Genomic DNA, 16,363 nt, shown 5'->3' on the forward strand with positions numbered 1-16,363 from the left:
CGGCCAGCGGGCGCCGGACCGTTCCCTCTCCCCTTTGGGGAGAGAGTTAGGGTGAGGGGCGATTTTACGGAGAACTATCATGTCAGCATCAACGCCACTGCTGTCGCTGAAGGGCATCACCAAGATTTTTCCCGGTGTGCGTGCCCTTGAGAACGTACAGCTTGATCTCTGGCCCGGCAAAGTGACCGCCCTCATCGGCGAAAACGGCGCGGGGAAATCCACGCTGGTCAAAGTCATGACCGGTATTTATCAGCCCGAAGAGGGGGAGATCCTCTATAAAGCGATCCCCATTCATCTGCCGACGCCGGAATCGGCGCACAAGGTGGGGATCACCGCCATTCACCAGGAAACCGTGCTGTTTGACGAACTCTCGGTCAGCGAAAACATTTTCGTCGGCCAGTATCTGTATAAGGGGCTGCTCAAAACGCTCGACTGGCCCGCGATGCATCGCCGGGCTGGCGAGATCCTCACCCGGCTTGAAGTTCTGATCGACCCGCGCGCCACGCTGAAAACGCTCAGCATCGCCCAACGACACATGGTGGCGATTGCCCGGGCGCTGGCTTTCGACGCCCAGGTGGTGATCCTGGATGAGCCGACCGCCGCGCTCTCGCAACATGAAATTCTGGAGTTTTATCAGATCGTTGAGCGTCTGAAGCAGGACGGCAAAGCGATCCTGTTTATCTCGCATAAGTTCGATGAAATTTTCGAGCTGGCCGACTATTACACCATCCTGCGCGATGGCGTGTACGTGAGCTCCGGGGCAATGAGCGATATCACCGAAGAGCGGATGGTGGCGATGATGGTGGGCCGGGCGATTACCCAAACCTACCCGAAAGTTGACTGTACCCCAGGGGAAACGGTGCTGGAGGTGCAAGACCTCTGTCACCCCACCGAGTTTGCCCATATCAGCTTCAGCCTGCGCAAGGGAGAAATTCTCGGCTTTTACGGCCTGGTGGGCGCCGGACGCACCGAGCTGATGCAGGCGCTCTCCGGCGTAACGCATCCCTCCTCCGGCGAGATCCGGCTGAACGGCAGCCCCATGCGCTTTCGCCAGCCCGCCGACGCCATCCGCGCGGGCATCGTCTGCGTACCGGAAGAGCGGCAGAAACAGGGGGCGATCATCGCCCTGCCCATCGCCCAAAACATCAGTCTGCCGCAGCTCAGTAAGCTCAACCCTAACGGCGTCCTGAACGACGCCCGGGAATGGCGGCTGGCGGACGAGTACGCCTCGCGCCTGCAGGTTAAAGCCTTCAGTTGGCGGCAGCCGGTGGAGACCCTCTCCGGCGGCAACCAGCAGAAAGTGGTGATCGGCAAATGGCTGGCGACCCATCCCGAGGTGATTATCCTCGACGAGCCGACCAAAGGCATCGATATCGGCTCAAAAGCCGCCGTGCATCAGTTTATGTCCGAGCTGGTCAGCCAGGGGCTGGCGGTGATTATGGTCTCGTCAGAGTTGCCGGAAGTGATGGGCATGGCCGACCGGATTATCGTGATGCACGAAGGGCTGATGGTCGCCGAGTACCGGGCCGGAGAAGCGACGGCGGAAACCATCGTCAGCGCCGCCAGCGGCATTGGCCAGGAGGCAGCATGATGGGACACGCATGGCTGAAGCATCGCGAAGCGCTGCTGGCGGTGGTCATCATTTTGATGATCGGCGCCATTGGCAGCCGGGCGCCATCGTTCGTTTCACCGGGCAATCTGGTGGAGATGTTTAACGATACCGCCATCCTTATCATCCTCGCCCTCGGGCAGATGATGGTGCTGCTCACCAAAGGCATCGATCTGTCGATGGCCGCCAACCTGGCGCTGACCGGGATGATCGTCGCCCTGCTTAACGCCCACTATCCGGGTATTCCGGTGGTGGCGCTGCTGGCGCTGGCAACCCTGCTGGGCCTGCTGATGGGGGTGATTAACGGCCTGCTGGTCTGGCGCCTCGGCATTCCCGCCATCGTGGTGACCCTGGGCACCATGAGCATTTATCGCGGCATTATCTTTCTGCTGACCGACGGCGGCTGGGTTAACTCACATCAGATGAGCGCTGATTTCCTCAGTCTGCCGCGCAGCGCCCTCCTGGGATTGCCGCTGCTGAGCTGGTGCGCCATCGCCGCGCTGCTGCTGGTGGGTTATTTCCTGCGCTACAGCCGCACCGGCCGGGCCTTATACACCGCAGGCGGCAACGCGACGGCGGCGTACTACACCGGTATTAACGCCGGGAAAATGCAGTTCGTCAGCTTCTGTCTCTCCGGCGCGCTGGCCGGCTTCTGCGGCTATCTGTGGATCTCGCGCTTCGCCGTCGCCTATGTCGACGTAGCGAACGGCTTTGAACTGCAGGTGGTCGCCGCCTGCGTGATCGGCGGTATCAGCACCATGGGCGGATGCGGACGGGTGCTGGGCTGCCTGTGCGGCGCGCTGTTCCTCGGCGTCATCAATAATGCCCTGCCGGTGATCGGCATCTCGCCGTTCTGGCAAATGGCGATTTCCGGGGCGGTGATCGTCATGGCGGTGCTGCTTAACGAGCGCGGCAATCGCGGTCACGGGCGGTTAATCCTGCGTAACGCGGCGCTAGCCCGGCAGAAACAGGGGGTGAAATCATGAGCAAGATGATGGTATCTGAAGAGATGAAAAACGCCCCGGCCGCGCCGTCGCCGCTGCGCCGCCTGCTGTGCTGGGAAGGGTTTTTACTGGCGGTCACCCTGGCGGTATTTATCGGCAACGCCCTGGCTTCCCCTTATTTCCTTAATATCTGGAACCTGTCGGACGCCACCTTCACCTTTACCGAGAAGGCGATCGTCGTCCTGCCGATGGCGATGCTGATTATCGCCCGGGAAATCGATCTGTCGGTAGCCTCGACGATGGCGCTCAGCTCAACGGCGATGGGCTTCTGCGCGGCGGCGGGGATGGATACGCCGCTGCTGGTATTGGTCGGGTTGGGCGTGGGTCTGCTGTGCGGCCTGTTCAACGGTATCCTGGTGACGCGTTTTAACCTGTCGTCGATCGTGATCACCATCGGCACCATGAGCCTGTATCGCGGCATCACCTATATCCTGCTGGGCGATCAGGCGCTCAACCACTACCCGGAGAGCTTTGCCTGGTTCGGCCAGGGGTACGTGTGGGGCGCGCTCTCTTTTGAGTTTGCGCTGTTTATCCTCCTCGCGGCCGCCTTCACCTTCCTGCTGCATAAAACCAACTTTGGTCGCCGGACCTACGCCATCGGCAATAATCCGACCGGCGCCTGGTACTCCGGGATCAACGTGAAGCGCCATAACCTGGCGCTGTTCGCGCTAGTCGGGCTGATGGCCGGACTGGCGGCGGTCCTGCTGACCTCACGGCTCGGCAGTACCCGCCCTACCCTGGCGATGGGCTGGGAGCTGGCGGTTGTCACCATGGCGGTGCTCGGCGGCGTCAATATTCTCGGCGGCTCCGGCAGCATGCCCGGGGTGATCATCGCCGCCTTTCTGATGGGGCTAGTGACCTTCGGCCTGAGCCTGCTCAACGTCCCCGGCATCGTGATGTCGGTGATTATCGGCGCGATGCTGATCGTGGTTATCTCCCTGCCGATTATGACCCGGCGGATGCTGCAGCGAAGACGATGTTAATTTCCCCTTCACCCTAAATCCCGGAGGCGGTGCTACGCACCTGTCCTGGCTACCGGCCTGCAGACGCCAGTGAACCTGTAGCCCGGGTAAGGCGCCAGCCGCGACCCGGGAGCGGGTGAAGGGAAACGGATTACCCAAATCAACATTAAGGAGAATTATCATGAGTTTTATGTTGGCACTACCTAAAATCAGCCTCCACGGCGCAGGCGCTATCGGCGATATGGTCAAGCTGGTAGCGGGTAAACAGTGGGGCAAGGCGCTGATCGTCACCGACGGGCAGCTGGTGAAGCTGGGCCTGCTGGACAGTCTGTTTTCCGCGCTGGATGAACAGCAGATGGCATATCAGCTGTTTGACGACGTGTTCCCCAACCCTACCGAAGCGCTGGTGCAGCAAGGCTATGCGGCATACCAGGCGGCCCGCTGCGATTACCTGATCGCCTTCGGCGGCGGCAGCCCGATTGATACCGCCAAGGCGATAAAAATCCTCACCGCCAACCCTGGCCCCTCCACAGCCTATTCCGGCGTCGGCAAAGTGAAAAACGCTGGCGTGCCGCTGGTGGCCATCAACACCACTGCCGGCACGGCGGCGGAGATGACCAGCAACGCAGTGATTATCGATAGCGAGCGTCAGGTAAAAGAGGTGATTATCGACCCGAACCTGATCCCGGATATCGCCGTCGACGACGCCAGCGTGATGCTCGACATCCCGCCAGCCGTTACCGCCGCCACCGGCATGGACGCCCTGACCCACGCCATTGAGGCCTTTGTCTCCGTTGGCGCCCATCCCCTGACCGACGCCAACGCCCTCGAGGCCATCCGCCTGATCAACCTGTGGCTGCCGAAAGCGGTAGACGATGGACACGATCTGCAGGCCCGCGAGCAGATGGCGTTTGGCCAGTACCTGGCGGGCATGGCGTTCAACAGCGCCGGCCTCGGGCTGGTACACGCCCTGGCCCATCAGCCTGGCGCCACCCACAACCTGCCGCACGGGGTGTGCAACGCCATCCTGCTGCCGATCATCGAAAACTTTAACCGCCCGAACGCCGTGGCGCGCTTCGCCCGCGTGGCGCAGGCGATGGGTGTCGATACCCGCGGCATGAGCGATGAAGCCGCCAGCATGGAGGCCATCAACGCCATTCGCGCGCTGAGCAAACGCGTGGGGATCCCCCAGGGCTTCAGCCAGCTTGGCGTCAGCAAAGCCGATATCGAAGGCTGGCTGGACAAAGCGCTGGCCGACCCGTGCGCGCCATGTAACCCGCGCCCCGCCAGCCGCGATGAGGTCCGCGAGCTCTATCTGGAGGCATTATGATCCGTAAAGCCTTTGTCATGCAGGTGAACCCCGACGCGCACGAGGAGTACCAGCGCCGTCATAACCCCATCTGGCCGGAGCTGGAGGCTACGCTGAAAGCCCACGGCGCGCACCACTACGCCATCTATCTCGATAAAGAACGCCACCTGCTGTTCGCCACGGTGGAGATTGAGTCTGAAGCGCGCTGGAACGCCGTCGCCGGGACCGAGGTATGCCAGCGCTGGTGGCAGCATATGCGTGATGTGATGCCTGCCAATCCGGACAACAGTCCGGTGAGCGCGGAGCTTAAAGAGGTGTTTTATCTGGAGTAAAACTACGGCTGCCCCGTAGTGCTGAGCGGGGCAGCCGTTTCAAGCTCTTAGAAGAAGTACTTAAAGCGCACGCGCGCGCCGTAGCGATCGTCGTCATCGCTCTGGCTCAGCTTATTGTCGCTATCCAGAATGGAGTAATAGGCGCCGAGATAGATATTAAAGTTCTGCATATTCATCACGTTCGGAATTTGATACGACGCGTGGAAGGTATGAATATTGTAGGTGCCTTCATCCTTAATCCAGCAATCGTTATCGCAAATCACCCCGGCATAATCGCTGATTTTGTTATGCGCGTAGATATATCCCAGCTCGAAGCGCCGCCACAACGCGTTCACCCCGGCGGTCAAATCCTGTTCGTTGCTGGCGTCCATATAAGCGGTGTTCAGATTCACCACCACCCCGTCCTCCGGGTCGCGCTTCAGGCCGTTCCAGGTCATGGTCAGGCCATAGCCGGTGCGCCCCGACTGATCGATAAAGTTGCCCTGGGCATCTTTATAGCCGTAGGCGTTCTGCACCACGTTCGCTTCCATGGCCGCGGCAACGGAAAATTCGTCTTTCGCCCATGACACCACCGGACGCAAATAGGCGACGTTCTTTTTCTGCTCCATATCTCGACCATGGTAGCCATCGTTGTCGTACAGCGACGTACCGTCTTCCAGCAGGGTGTTGAGCTCAAAATACCAGTTATCAAGCTGCTTGCTCAGCAGAAAGTTGCCGCCTGCGTCAGAGCGGCCGCGCCCCTCTTTCATCATATAGATATAGCCATGGCCGTCGCTGTAGAGGTCGTTGGCGGTATTACCGGAGTGCTCGACGAAGGTGTCCTGGTTCAGCGGGAACATATCGTACGCTTCAAAGCGCCCCACTTTCACCTTCCAGTCGTTCTCCTGACCAAAGAAGAAAACCGCGTCGTCGAGGTTCATTGAGCCGGTCATATCCGCCAGCGGCTGGACAGAGAAACCGGCAAAATAGCCGTTATCCGTTTTGCGGATACCGTCGAAGCCGAGCAGGATACGGCCGTTTAAATCCCACTTATCGTAGGTGGGATCGCTGCCGACATCGGCGTTGGTCATCGCCAGCAGACCGTGTTTGCTTTCCGCGTCCATGTTGAATTCCACGTCGCCGTAGATTTTCAGATCGCCATAGCCGGATAATTTCAGCTCCGGGACGCTAAGATTCTTTTTACTCTCCGCGGTTGCTGCCGCGCTGTTTACCGGCACACGAGTTTGCGCCGCCTGAATCGCGGCATTCTGCTTCGCCTGCAAATCCCGCACCTGGCCTTCCGCTACCGTCGCCCGGCTTTCCGCGGCGGCTAGCCGCGCTTCAAGCTGTTCCATTCGTTGTTCCAGCGTCAGTTGATTATTTTTTCCGACCGCCGATCCCGTCATTAAACACAAGCCTAGCGCTATTGATAATGTTGTTTTATTCATTTTTATTTTCCCAGAGGTAAAAGGTGGGATAAGGTGAATAAAAATATTCACCTTTTATATTTTGATTTTTATTTAGCAGAAGAATGAATGAAATAACGTGTAATCTGCCTCCTTAAATAACGTCATTCGCTATACGGATTAACAAACAGAGTGAATATTAATTTCCAGCAACCGGTGTCGCCCTGAAGGCATTACGCGCTCTGTCTATGACCACCTGTGCGTCACTGCCGCTATCAAGTATCGTGTTTTGCGCGGATTCTTTTTCTACCTGTACGGCGACCGCATCGAGTTCTTTTAACCTGGCCGTCGTCAGCAAAGCGCTGACCTGCGCCGCAAAGCAGGCATCCTCTTCAGAGGGCTGCGCCTGCGCCGCTGACGTCTCCGTGGTCGCCACGATATGGTTATTCACAATATAATTCCCTTTGCCGGAAACAAGGCGGATGATGACCGGTTTTATTCCCAGCGGCTTGAGATACTGGACATCAATCGTTTCGGAAATATGATTGGCAATAACCGAATTATTACTGCCGTTTATATGCAGCAAGCCATAGGCGTCATCCAGGCCGTTGTCATAGGCCTGCATCGGCGGCCAGGGTTCACGATCGCGCAAGAAATGGTTTGCCGAGATCAGATTCTCCGCGCAGTTGTGCTCGAGAACGAGCATTCCCGGATAAAATGAATGGAATCGATTGCTGGTGATGCTAGAGCGGACCACGCCCGATAAGTGCACGCTGCTCGCGCCACGGGGAAAAATATTGTTGGTAGAAATCAATAACCCCCCGAAGTTTTGCGCGTAAATAGAATAGCCTTTATAGCCCGCGCCAATCAGGTTATCGGTTATTTTTGAAGCCTGCCCGGCGCCACGCAGCTCGATACAGTTACCGCATTCGGCGATAAAGTTATTATGGATCGCCATTGCATCGCTATTGTACGTGGTGAGGCCATGCTCCAGATAGATAAATCCCATCCCGGTAATGCGGAAAGCGTCCTGCGCGCTGGCGATATAAATGCCGGTTTTGCCGTTCGTATAGGTATTTTCCGGGTCGTTGTTTCCCAGCCCATCATCAACAAAGTGCAAACCATCAATACAGAAGTTTTCGAACGCCACCGAACTGATACGCGGCGCCCCGCTGCGTTTCACGTAAAATGCAGCGCCAGCATGTTCTTCATCGCCGGGCTGCGGGCAGAGATCGACCAGGATACGGCTCCCGCCCGGCCATATATCGTGCAAATTCGCCCACTCGTCCGCCGGCGTATTAAAGCGAATGCTCGAGGAGACAAAACCATGCCCGGAGCCCATAATTTTTAAATAACTGATATCAATTAAGACCTGCGTCTTCAGATGATAATCACCGGGCGGAATATAAATCGCGGCGCCCGGTTTACCCCCGTCGTTAATATCGGTTTCAGTTTGTCGCGATTTAATATCGGCGAGAATACTGTTAATGACTTCGCCAATATCCTCATACGGGTTGCCGACGTGCCACTGCGTAACATCATAATAATTTTTACGTACCATGAAAAACCGCCTCTAATGATAATAAGAAATCGAACATCAACGCTTAAATTTGACTTTGCTTATTCCTGCGAATACGTCGAGCGATATTGCGTAAGCTGTGCCGGCGCGCCGGAGAGCTGGATCCGGGTGAGCTGACTGCATGAGTAATAGCGTCGCGTACCGCATACGCTGCCCTGATTTGCGAAGACCTCAACAATCCCGGCATCAAAACACAGCGTGACGTCGCTGACGCCGGCCACCGGCGCGCGGTAACGCCCATCGTCCCGGCCTTTTTCATATAGCGTCAGATTTTTACCGTCCTGTTCGAGGATGATTTGCTGGCCGCTATCGCCCGTTAACGTCAAACGGAAACCATCGGCAGGCATAAAGGTTACAATGCCGGCTTTACAGCCTTTCTCATTAACCCAGATATCACCGTCATCCAGCGCATGGCGGCTGACGACCAATGATTCCGGCGGCAGCTCCGGCATCATGCATAGCCGCTGCTGCGCATTGAGATGAAAGCGACGCGGGAGCGACATTTCCCCCGAGTAAGCGGAGTCCACCGGTTTCTGCGTCGCCCAGTTATATAACCAGGCAAAGCCGATTCTTCGGTCGTCCTCACCCCAGGTTTGCAGGGCGTAGAAATCCGTACCGAAATCTAAAGTCTGCAGCGGCTGCTCGGACGGCGTGAAATAGCCGTTCCGGAAAGTACCGGTCTGGGCAAAAAGCAAATTATGTCGCCCGGTTGTCGGCTCCGTGTAGCCAACGACGCCGATAATTAATACCCATACGCCATCCAGGCAGAAGAAATCCGGGCATTCGACGCAGCGACCGCCGTTTTCGCGAAAATAGCCGGGAGCGACATACAGCACATGATGGAACGTCCAGCGTTCACTATCCGCCGAGTGAAATAGCAGCATCGCCGGATCGCCATTTACCGACGCGCCGAGGATCATATAAAAGGTGGCATCGGCCTCTTCGTACCAGACTTTTGGATCGCGGAAATCGCAGTCCACGCCCGCAGGCAGGTCGGTTAAGACGGTTTTTACCCATTCCGGCTTATCGTAGTCGTCGTGCGCAACGGCCATTTTCTGCACTTCCCGGTATCCGCGATACAGATCGTAAGCCGGGAGTCGTTCGGTATACCAGAAGCGGGTTTTTCCTTGTTTATCAATATACGCGCTGCCGGAAAACGCACCGCCCGTCGCGCCTAACGCGGAAAGATTCTGCTCTGGCTGCAGGAAAACCGGATAATGCCGCCAGTGATACAGATCGCGGCTCACCGCATGATTCCAGTGCATTGGGCCCCATTGGCTGGAGTGCGGATGATACTGATAAAACAGATGCCACTCGCCGTTCTTGTAGTGCAGCCCGTTAGGGTCGTTCATCCAGCCGGTACGCGGCGAGAAATGCAATGCCGGACGCAGCGGCTCCTGCAGATACTCGTCAGCAATATCCTGACCGCTCATCAGGCGCAAATCCTGCCCGGCTGTCGCGATAAAGGTGACGCCGCTCGCGCGCAGTGAATCCGGATGCCAGGTGTAACAAAGCGATATCTCGCTATATTCCGACTGCCACTCCAGGGTGGCAACGCCGTCCTGAAACGAGGTCCAGGTAAAATACTGGAAATAGCCCGACGCCTCCTGAATCTTAAATATAACCTGACCGTTCACGCGAATAGAAAACAGGGGTTGCGCCGCCGGTTTGGACGCTTTCAGCCACAAATCAATGCGCTGACCTTGTTTTATATTAAATGACAGGGACATCCTGAACCTCCTGTGGTTGACCGCGACCTTTTTCCAGCTCACGTTTTGCAAGATCCGTTTTGATTTTCTCAAGGAACGCGTTATTCAGCTTGAAGTAGCGCACCAGATACGCGCTGATGAAATAACTCACCATCGGCAACAGTGAGAACATCATGATAATTCCTTGAATAGTCTGAGAATTCTGCTGCGGCTCATTCGCGACATAGCCGGTAAACGCCAGAATCCAGGCGACGATTGCGCCAGCGACCGCCAGCCCCATTTTGAGCATAAACAGGTTTCCCGCAAAGGAGATGCCGGTCAGGCGTTTACCAAATTTCCAGTCACCGTAGTCATCGACGTCGGACATCATCGCCCACAGGATGGGGCCAGACTGAATTAAATGCAGAATGTTAATGACGATAAATAGCGCCATCAGCGGGGTCAGTGATTGCGGATCGATAAACCACAGCGCAAATGACAGAATACCGAGAATAATGTTAATAATGCGGAATAGCGCCAGCTTATCAAAGCGATCGGTAAGCGGTTTAGCAAGCACGCTGCCCAGCATATTACAGGCCACGCCCAGCGCCATAAAGAAGGTAATAAATCCGACAGGCGCCTTCATGACATAAGTCGCATAATAAATAGTGACGCCACCGCGGATAAATGCCGGAAAAACGTTCAGGAAAGTAATAGAGATCATTAAGAGCCACTGATCGTTTTTGATAATGTCCCGCAGGTCTTTTTTCAACGACTCGTTTTGCTTAACCGATACCACCCGCTCTTTAATGCTGGAAAAGCAGAACAGGAACATCAGCGTTGCCGCACCACCCATAATGACCATGGTCAGCTGGAAACCGGAGGCGCGGTCGCCATTACCCAGCCAGTCCGTTAACGGCAGAATAGAGGAGGAGATAATTAATGTTGCCAGGCCATTCAGGAAAAAGCGCCATGACAAACAGCCCATACGCTCTTTCTGATTGAGGGTAATGACGCCGCCGACCGAGCAATAGGGAATATTAATCGCGGTATAAATCAGCGACATAACCAGATAGGTAACCCAGGCATAAATAATCTTGCCGTTCATGCTGAGCTCTGGGGTCGTGAACATCAGTACCGCCCCCAGACCAAACGGAAATGCCATCCATAATAGCCATGGACGGAATTTTCCCCAGCGCGACACGGTGCGGTCGCAGATTGCCCCCATCAGCGGATCGCTAAACGCGTCGAAGATGCGAATCACCAGGAATAATGTGCCCACCACTCCGGCATTGAGGCCATAGACATCGGTATAGAACCACGTCAGATAGAGCGCCAGTACGCTCCATATCATTCCTGAACCGGCGTCACCCATGCCGTAGCCGATCTTCTCCCTCAGCCCCAGCTTTTCATAAGCGCTTGGCTTTTCCATTGCGGTAGCAGACATAAATACACCTATTTTTTGTTAAAAGGAGCCCATGGCGCCAAATTTCGCGCCATTTCTAAACATAAATCCCTTACAGGGAAGTAATATTAATTTTTACGCTGCTCTCACGAATAATTAACCGAGAGACAATTTCGTGCATTTCAATACTGTCCGGCTGCTGTTGATGTTTCACCATCTGAAACGCGAGGTGAGCAATTTCATTTACCGGCTGTGCAACGCTGGTGATTTTTTTTGTTTGCGCCAATAGGGTATTATCAAAGCTGGCAATCGCAATATCTTCAGGAGCGGAGATGCCTTTTCCTTTTAGTCCATCGATAATATAGTTTGCCGCAATATCATTATACACTAAGAGGCATGTACAGGTTCGCGTCGGCTCGCTGAGTTTCTCGATAACATCATCAAGAATACTAATATGGCCTGATATCTTTTCACCCTCGCCTTTGGCTATCCAGAACGAATTATCTTTAGCAAGCTTTAAACCGTGACTCGCTATTTTTTTGCTGTACGACGAAACCTTACGGCTATCCACCCCTTCCTGGGCCACAAAGCCAAATGAAAGATGGCCTGTATGAATAAAATGTTCCGCAATACTTTCTGCGCCCCGGTCCTGATTAATCGATACGGAATTAAAGAACCGGGATACCTGGGTGACGACGGCGACCGGGATCCGGGTAATGCTTAACCATTCTGAAAGTTCGGCTTCTGCTTCTGTCGGCACCCATAGCAAACTGTCAATGCCCATCCCCACTAAGGTCTGAATAATATGTTTATCCTGCTGCGGCTGATTCTGATGCGTTTTAACGATCACCGATTTGCCGATATACCGGGCCTCTTCTTCCACCGTCGCCAGCAGTTCACAGAAGTGAGGATTCACCAGATTAGGCAAAACCACACCAATCAGCCCTGAACATTTCCCGCTAAGCTGAAACGAACTTTTGCTGGGAACATAGCAAAGATAATCCATCGCCTCCCGCACCGCCTTACGCGTTTCCGCGACTACGCTGGGGTGATTATTCAGGACTCGTGATACGGTCGCCGTCGAGACCCCAGCTCTTTTCGCTACGTCTTTAATCGATGCCATGGTGATTGATCATACCCTCTAACAATGGTGTTCACTATAAATTGTGAACTCTGCCAGGAATGTAATCCAGTTCACATGTTGCTGCGTTACATAGATCCATACTCTGGCCTCGCATTTTTATTTTACTGGTCATCTTTATTAAGATACGTTAATTGAGAAAAATAAAATAATAAAAAGATATCAAGCTTTCCAGACAGGAAATACAGAGGTGTGATGATATCATTACAGCTCATCACGAGTATGAGGGAGTTAACTTTTATTGACCGAAAGGATTATCTCTTTTTTACAAAAAGAAGAATAAGTTATAGCCCTTATATAGGGTAAAGCCGGGTACAATTCTGGCGGTTATTGTTCATTCCTTATATTTTAATGCCTACCGCTGCTTATGCGCCCTTTCATTTTCACCATAAAAATATTCTTATCTTTCAGTCACATCCATGTGATCTTACCTTCCAATGATTAAACCGTCATCGCATTATCGCGCAGCGGCTCAGTTTTCGTCTTACCCGCTAACGTAAACGCCGATATTAAAGTGACGGTGAGGGCAATACCGCCGAGGATCAAATAGGTCTCCTGGAAACCAATCCGATCATACATATTCCCGGCGAAGGCGGAGAGGAAGATCGCCGCCACCTGCTTGGCGAACTGGAAGCCCACCAGGTAAATGGTCGCCGACAGCCGGACGTCAAACACGCCGGTAATATATTTAAAGGCGCCCACCAGCAGGAACGGCACCTCCAGCGCATGGAGCATTTTCAGCGCCACCACTTCCGCGGCGGTGGTGGCGAAGGAAGAGCCAATCATTCTTGCCGCCATCACCATCCCGGCAATCAGCAAGGTATTCTTCGCCCCGATGCGGTTAATAATCCACGGCGAGCTGAACATAATGATGGCGTTACAAATTTCTCCCGCGGTGGTGGCGAAACCAAAGGCACGGGTGCCTGCTTCCGGGGTCGCGAAGAACGATTTGAAGAAAGTGGCGAACTGCTGATCGAAAACGTCATACACGCAGGCCACGCCGATGACGTACAGAATAAACATCCACATCTTCCGCTGGCGGAACATGCGCACCGCCGTTTTTAAATCGATCGCCGGGCGATTGGCGCCGAGCGAGTCCATTACCTGCGCGGACTGACTAGCCTGCGGTTTGGCGATAGCCACCAGCACCACCAGCAGCAGCGCGGCGGCCGAGCCCATCCAGAACACCCACTCCGGGTTAACGCTGAACAGCATCCCCGCCGTGGTGGCGCACAGCGCCCAGCCCAGGCAACCAAAGGTGCGCGCCTTGCCGTATTCAAACCCGCTGTTGCGGCTTACCCGTTCGATATAGGCCTCCATCGCGCCGGCGCCGGCGGAGAACACAAAGCCAATGTAAGCGCCGCCGCTCAACGCCCCGAGCCAGATATTGGTTTTCAGCAGCGGAGCGAAAACATAAAGGAAGAAGGGAGCAATCAGCACCAGCAGAACGGTCACGATCCACATCAGGTGTTTTTTCAGCCCCAGCTTGTCAGAGATCACCCCGAGGATCGGCTGGAAACAGATGGCGAACAGCGACAGGCTGGAGAAAACGAGGCCGGTTTCGGTTTTATTCAGGCCGATGACGTCCGACAGCCAGATCGGCAGAAACGGAAAGCAGGTGGCCATGATGAAGAAGTAGAGAAAGAAGAACAGCCCGAAAATCCAGAAGTTGGGGTTGTTTTTGTGGGTACAGACGGTCGGGTTCATTATATTTTCCTCAAGAAGGGCCGCGGCGCGGCCCGGTACCATCACACGCGTTGCAGGCCAATCAGAATGGCGCTTTCCGGGTCGAGGATGGGCAGCGCCAGCCCCGCCTGCTGTAGCCACTCACCGCTTACGGTCTGCGGCGTCGTCATCCATGCCGGCAGCTTCCGCATGGTGTGGCCGCCCTCGCCGGTAATCTGTATGTTCGGATGATCGAGGAGCGTCACCTGATAGCGGGCGCTCGCCTCCAGCCCCGCCAGGCGCAGCGGCGCCATCAGGGTGTAGTCCGGCATCGCCAGCTGGCTGACGAGGAAAATCGCCTGCGCTTTATCCGGGCTGACGACGCCATGGGCAAGGGTGGTGGCGTCCGGCATATCCATCCGCCACTGCACGCCGTGATGGATCACGTCGCGCCATTGCTTATGCAGGGCCGCGTATTTCCGGTACCCGGCGCGTTCTTCTTCATCGGCGCTCACCGGATCCAGCTCAAGCCCCATATGACCGAACAGCGCCGTCAGGCCGCGGAAGGCGATACTGTGCTGGCGGAAGGTGGCATGACAGTGGCGATTACCGATGTGCGCGCCCATCACCTCCGGCGGGAAGAAGTAGCTCATGCCGCGCTGGATGGTATTGCGTTCAAGGGCGTCATTGTTGTCAGAAGCCCAGAAGCGATGGCTGCGCTTGAGGACTTCATAATCGATACGACCGCCGCCGGAGGAGCAGGATTCAAATTCAATATGCGGGAAGCGGGCCACCAGCGTATCGAGCAGGCGATAGAACTGGCGGGTTTGCGCATCGGCGGCAGCTTTACCGTTATGCCCGGGCTGCACCAGCTCGCGGTTCATATCCCACTTCACATAATCCACCGCGTGCTCGCCCAGCAGCCAGCTCATCCGCTCCAGCAGATAATCAAAAGCTTCCGGAATATTCAGGTTCAGGACAAACTGATGACGCCCGGGAAGCGGCGTATAGCCCGGCAGCGCCAGCAGCCAGTCGGGATGGGCGCGGTAGAGATCGGAGTTCGGGTTAATCATCTCAGGCTCCACCCAGATGCCGAACTCCATCCCCAGCGATTTCACGTGGTCGATAACCGGCGTCAGACCGTGGGGATATTTGTCCTCATCGAGATACCAGTCGCCGAGCGCCGCCCAGTCGTCGTTGCGTCCTTTAAACCAGCCGTCGTCAATGATAAAACGCTCCACGCCCAGCGCCGCTGCTTCATCCGCCATGCGCATGATGTAGTCCGGATCGTGGTCGAAATAGATCCCCTCCCAGGTATTGAGATGCACCGGGCGCGGCTTGTTGCCCGGGAAGCGAATAATCCGTTCGCGCAGATAACGATGGAACTGCTGGCTCATACCGTTCAGCCCGTTCGCCGAGTAGCTGGCATACAGGTACGGCGTCCATAAGGTTTCCCCTTCCGCCAGCGCCATTTCGCCAGGCAGATAGAGCGCCTCGGCCTGCAGATAGCGGCGGCCATCGGTTTTCACCTCCGCCCGCAGGCGATGGTTGCCGCTCCAGCCCAGATGCACACCCCAGACTTCACCCTGCATCTCGCTAAAGGCGTGGCTGCCGGTGATCAAGGCCGGGAAATGTTCGTGAGAGGTACGCCCGCGGCGGTTCTCCAGCACAAAGCTGTCGTGCTCCAGGGTCAGGCGATGAGGCTGAAACTCGCGGATCCAGCGGCCGTGGAAAGCCATTACCTCGCGAGCGCGTTCGGCGACCGGCAGCGTGACCGCCAGGCGCTCCACCTGCCATGGGCTGGCGCGCAGATTGGTCACGCCATGGCGCACGCTCAGCACGCCGCTGCTATCAAGCTGGATTTCACTGCACAACCGCAGGCCGGCCTGCGGGTCTTTGCTGACCAGGGTCAGCGTCTGGCCCTCGTGCCGCACTTCGCTGGTGGCGAAAATCGGCGAGGCATCCAGCCCCTGGCGATGGCCTTCAATGCCCGGAGCGCCAAACAGACCATGGCCCAGCTCCGCCATTAAGGTGACCGGGGAATCGACGTCGAGGCGGCCATTGGCGACCGGCCGCGTCAGGCTGTCGGCATCCTGCGGCGAAAAGTGGCTTAAATGCGGCCCCCAGTAGATAATTTCGGCGAAAGGGTGGGATTTGATCACCACGTCAGCCGTTGCGCTTTGCAGGCGTATAATCGAATCAGACATTAGACATCTCCACTTCAAGGAATGCCTTACTGTTGATCCGAAACGTTTCGGACACCAACCAAAACGTTTCGGATCCG

General features: G+C 55.9%; 12 protein-coding genes. 5 read left to right on the top strand and 7 right to left on the bottom strand.

Features of this window, described 5'->3' with window-relative positions; all coding sequences use genetic code 11:
* Window positions 1-79: 79 nt before the first annotated feature.
* The 5 genes from ACOI7D_RS24190 (at window position 80) to rhaM (ending at window position 5,216) form a co-directional block, all read left to right on the top strand.
* Window positions 80-1,591, top strand: a complete 1,512-nt coding sequence (locus tag ACOI7D_RS24190; protein ID WP_109546772.1) for a sugar ABC transporter ATP-binding protein — start codon at window positions 80-82, stop codon at window positions 1,589-1,591.
* Window positions 1,588-2,595, top strand: coding sequence for an ABC transporter permease (locus tag ACOI7D_RS24195; RefSeq protein ID WP_162543103.1), 1,008 nt, complete (start codon window positions 1,588-1,590; stop codon window positions 2,593-2,595). The genes ACOI7D_RS24190 and ACOI7D_RS24195 overlap by 4 nt, the downstream gene beginning before the upstream one ends.
* Window positions 2,592-3,596, top strand: a complete 1,005-nt coding sequence (locus ACOI7D_RS24200) for an ABC transporter permease (protein WP_048296390.1) — start codon at window positions 2,592-2,594, stop codon at window positions 3,594-3,596. The genes ACOI7D_RS24195 and ACOI7D_RS24200 overlap by 4 nt, the downstream gene beginning before the upstream one ends.
* A gap of 160 nt (window positions 3,597-3,756) precedes the next feature.
* Window positions 3,757-4,905, top strand: a complete 1,149-nt coding sequence (fucO, locus tag ACOI7D_RS24205; RefSeq protein ID WP_050534182.1) for a lactaldehyde reductase — start codon at window positions 3,757-3,759, stop codon at window positions 4,903-4,905.
* On the top strand, window positions 4,902-5,216 hold the full coding sequence (rhaM, locus tag ACOI7D_RS24210) for an L-rhamnose mutarotase (RefSeq protein ID WP_023291515.1): 315 nt from the start codon (window positions 4,902-4,904) through the stop codon (window positions 5,214-5,216). Before fucO ends, rhaM begins: the two co-directional genes overlap by 4 nt.
* 47 nt (window positions 5,217-5,263) lie before the next feature.
* Here the strand turns inward: rhaM and ACOI7D_RS24215 are convergent, their stop codons facing one another.
* The 7 genes from ACOI7D_RS24215 to ACOI7D_RS24245 form a co-directional block, all read right to left on the bottom strand.
* Window positions 5,264-6,643, bottom strand: a complete 1,380-nt coding sequence (locus ACOI7D_RS24215) for a carbohydrate porin (RefSeq protein ID WP_032429039.1) — start codon at window positions 6,641-6,643, stop codon at window positions 5,264-5,266.
* A 157-nt stretch (window positions 6,644-6,800) separates the two neighbouring features.
* The gene (locus ACOI7D_RS24220; RefSeq protein ID WP_109546773.1) at window positions 6,801-8,162 is read right to left on the bottom strand and encodes a NosD domain-containing protein; all 1,362 of its coding nucleotides are present in this window, start codon (window positions 8,160-8,162) and stop codon (window positions 6,801-6,803) included.
* Between the two features lie 59 nt (window positions 8,163-8,221).
* Entirely contained in the window at window positions 8,222-9,910 is a 1,689-nt protein-coding gene (locus ACOI7D_RS24225) for a glycoside hydrolase family 32 protein (RefSeq protein WP_048296389.1), read from the bottom strand.
* Window positions 9,894-11,315: a glycoside-pentoside-hexuronide (GPH):cation symporter gene (locus ACOI7D_RS24230; protein ID WP_048296388.1), complete on the bottom strand. Its 1,422-nt coding sequence runs from the start codon at window positions 11,313-11,315 to the stop codon at window positions 9,894-9,896. The genes ACOI7D_RS24225 and ACOI7D_RS24230 overlap by 17 nt, the downstream gene beginning before the upstream one ends.
* 70 nt (window positions 11,316-11,385) lie before the next feature.
* The gene (locus ACOI7D_RS24235; protein ID WP_048296387.1) at window positions 11,386-12,396 is read right to left on the bottom strand and encodes a LacI family DNA-binding transcriptional regulator; all 1,011 of its coding nucleotides are present in this window, start codon (window positions 12,394-12,396) and stop codon (window positions 11,386-11,388) included.
* A 459-nt stretch (window positions 12,397-12,855) separates the two neighbouring features.
* On the bottom strand, window positions 12,856-14,121 hold the full coding sequence (locus ACOI7D_RS24240; RefSeq protein WP_048298616.1) for an MFS transporter: 1,266 nt from the start codon (window positions 14,119-14,121) through the stop codon (window positions 12,856-12,858).
* A gap of 41 nt (window positions 14,122-14,162) precedes the next feature.
* Window positions 14,163-16,286 carry an alpha-galactosidase gene (locus tag ACOI7D_RS24245; RefSeq protein ID WP_023291508.1) on the bottom strand — a complete coding sequence of 708 codons (2,124 nt, stop codon included), beginning with the start codon at window positions 16,284-16,286 and terminating at the stop codon, window positions 14,163-14,165.
* Window positions 16,287-16,363 lie beyond the last annotated feature (77 nt).

Source organism: Klebsiella sp. C360 (assembly GCF_048822415.1).
GTDB classification, from domain to species: domain Bacteria; phylum Pseudomonadota; class Gammaproteobacteria; order Enterobacterales; family Enterobacteriaceae; genus Klebsiella; species Klebsiella quasipneumoniae.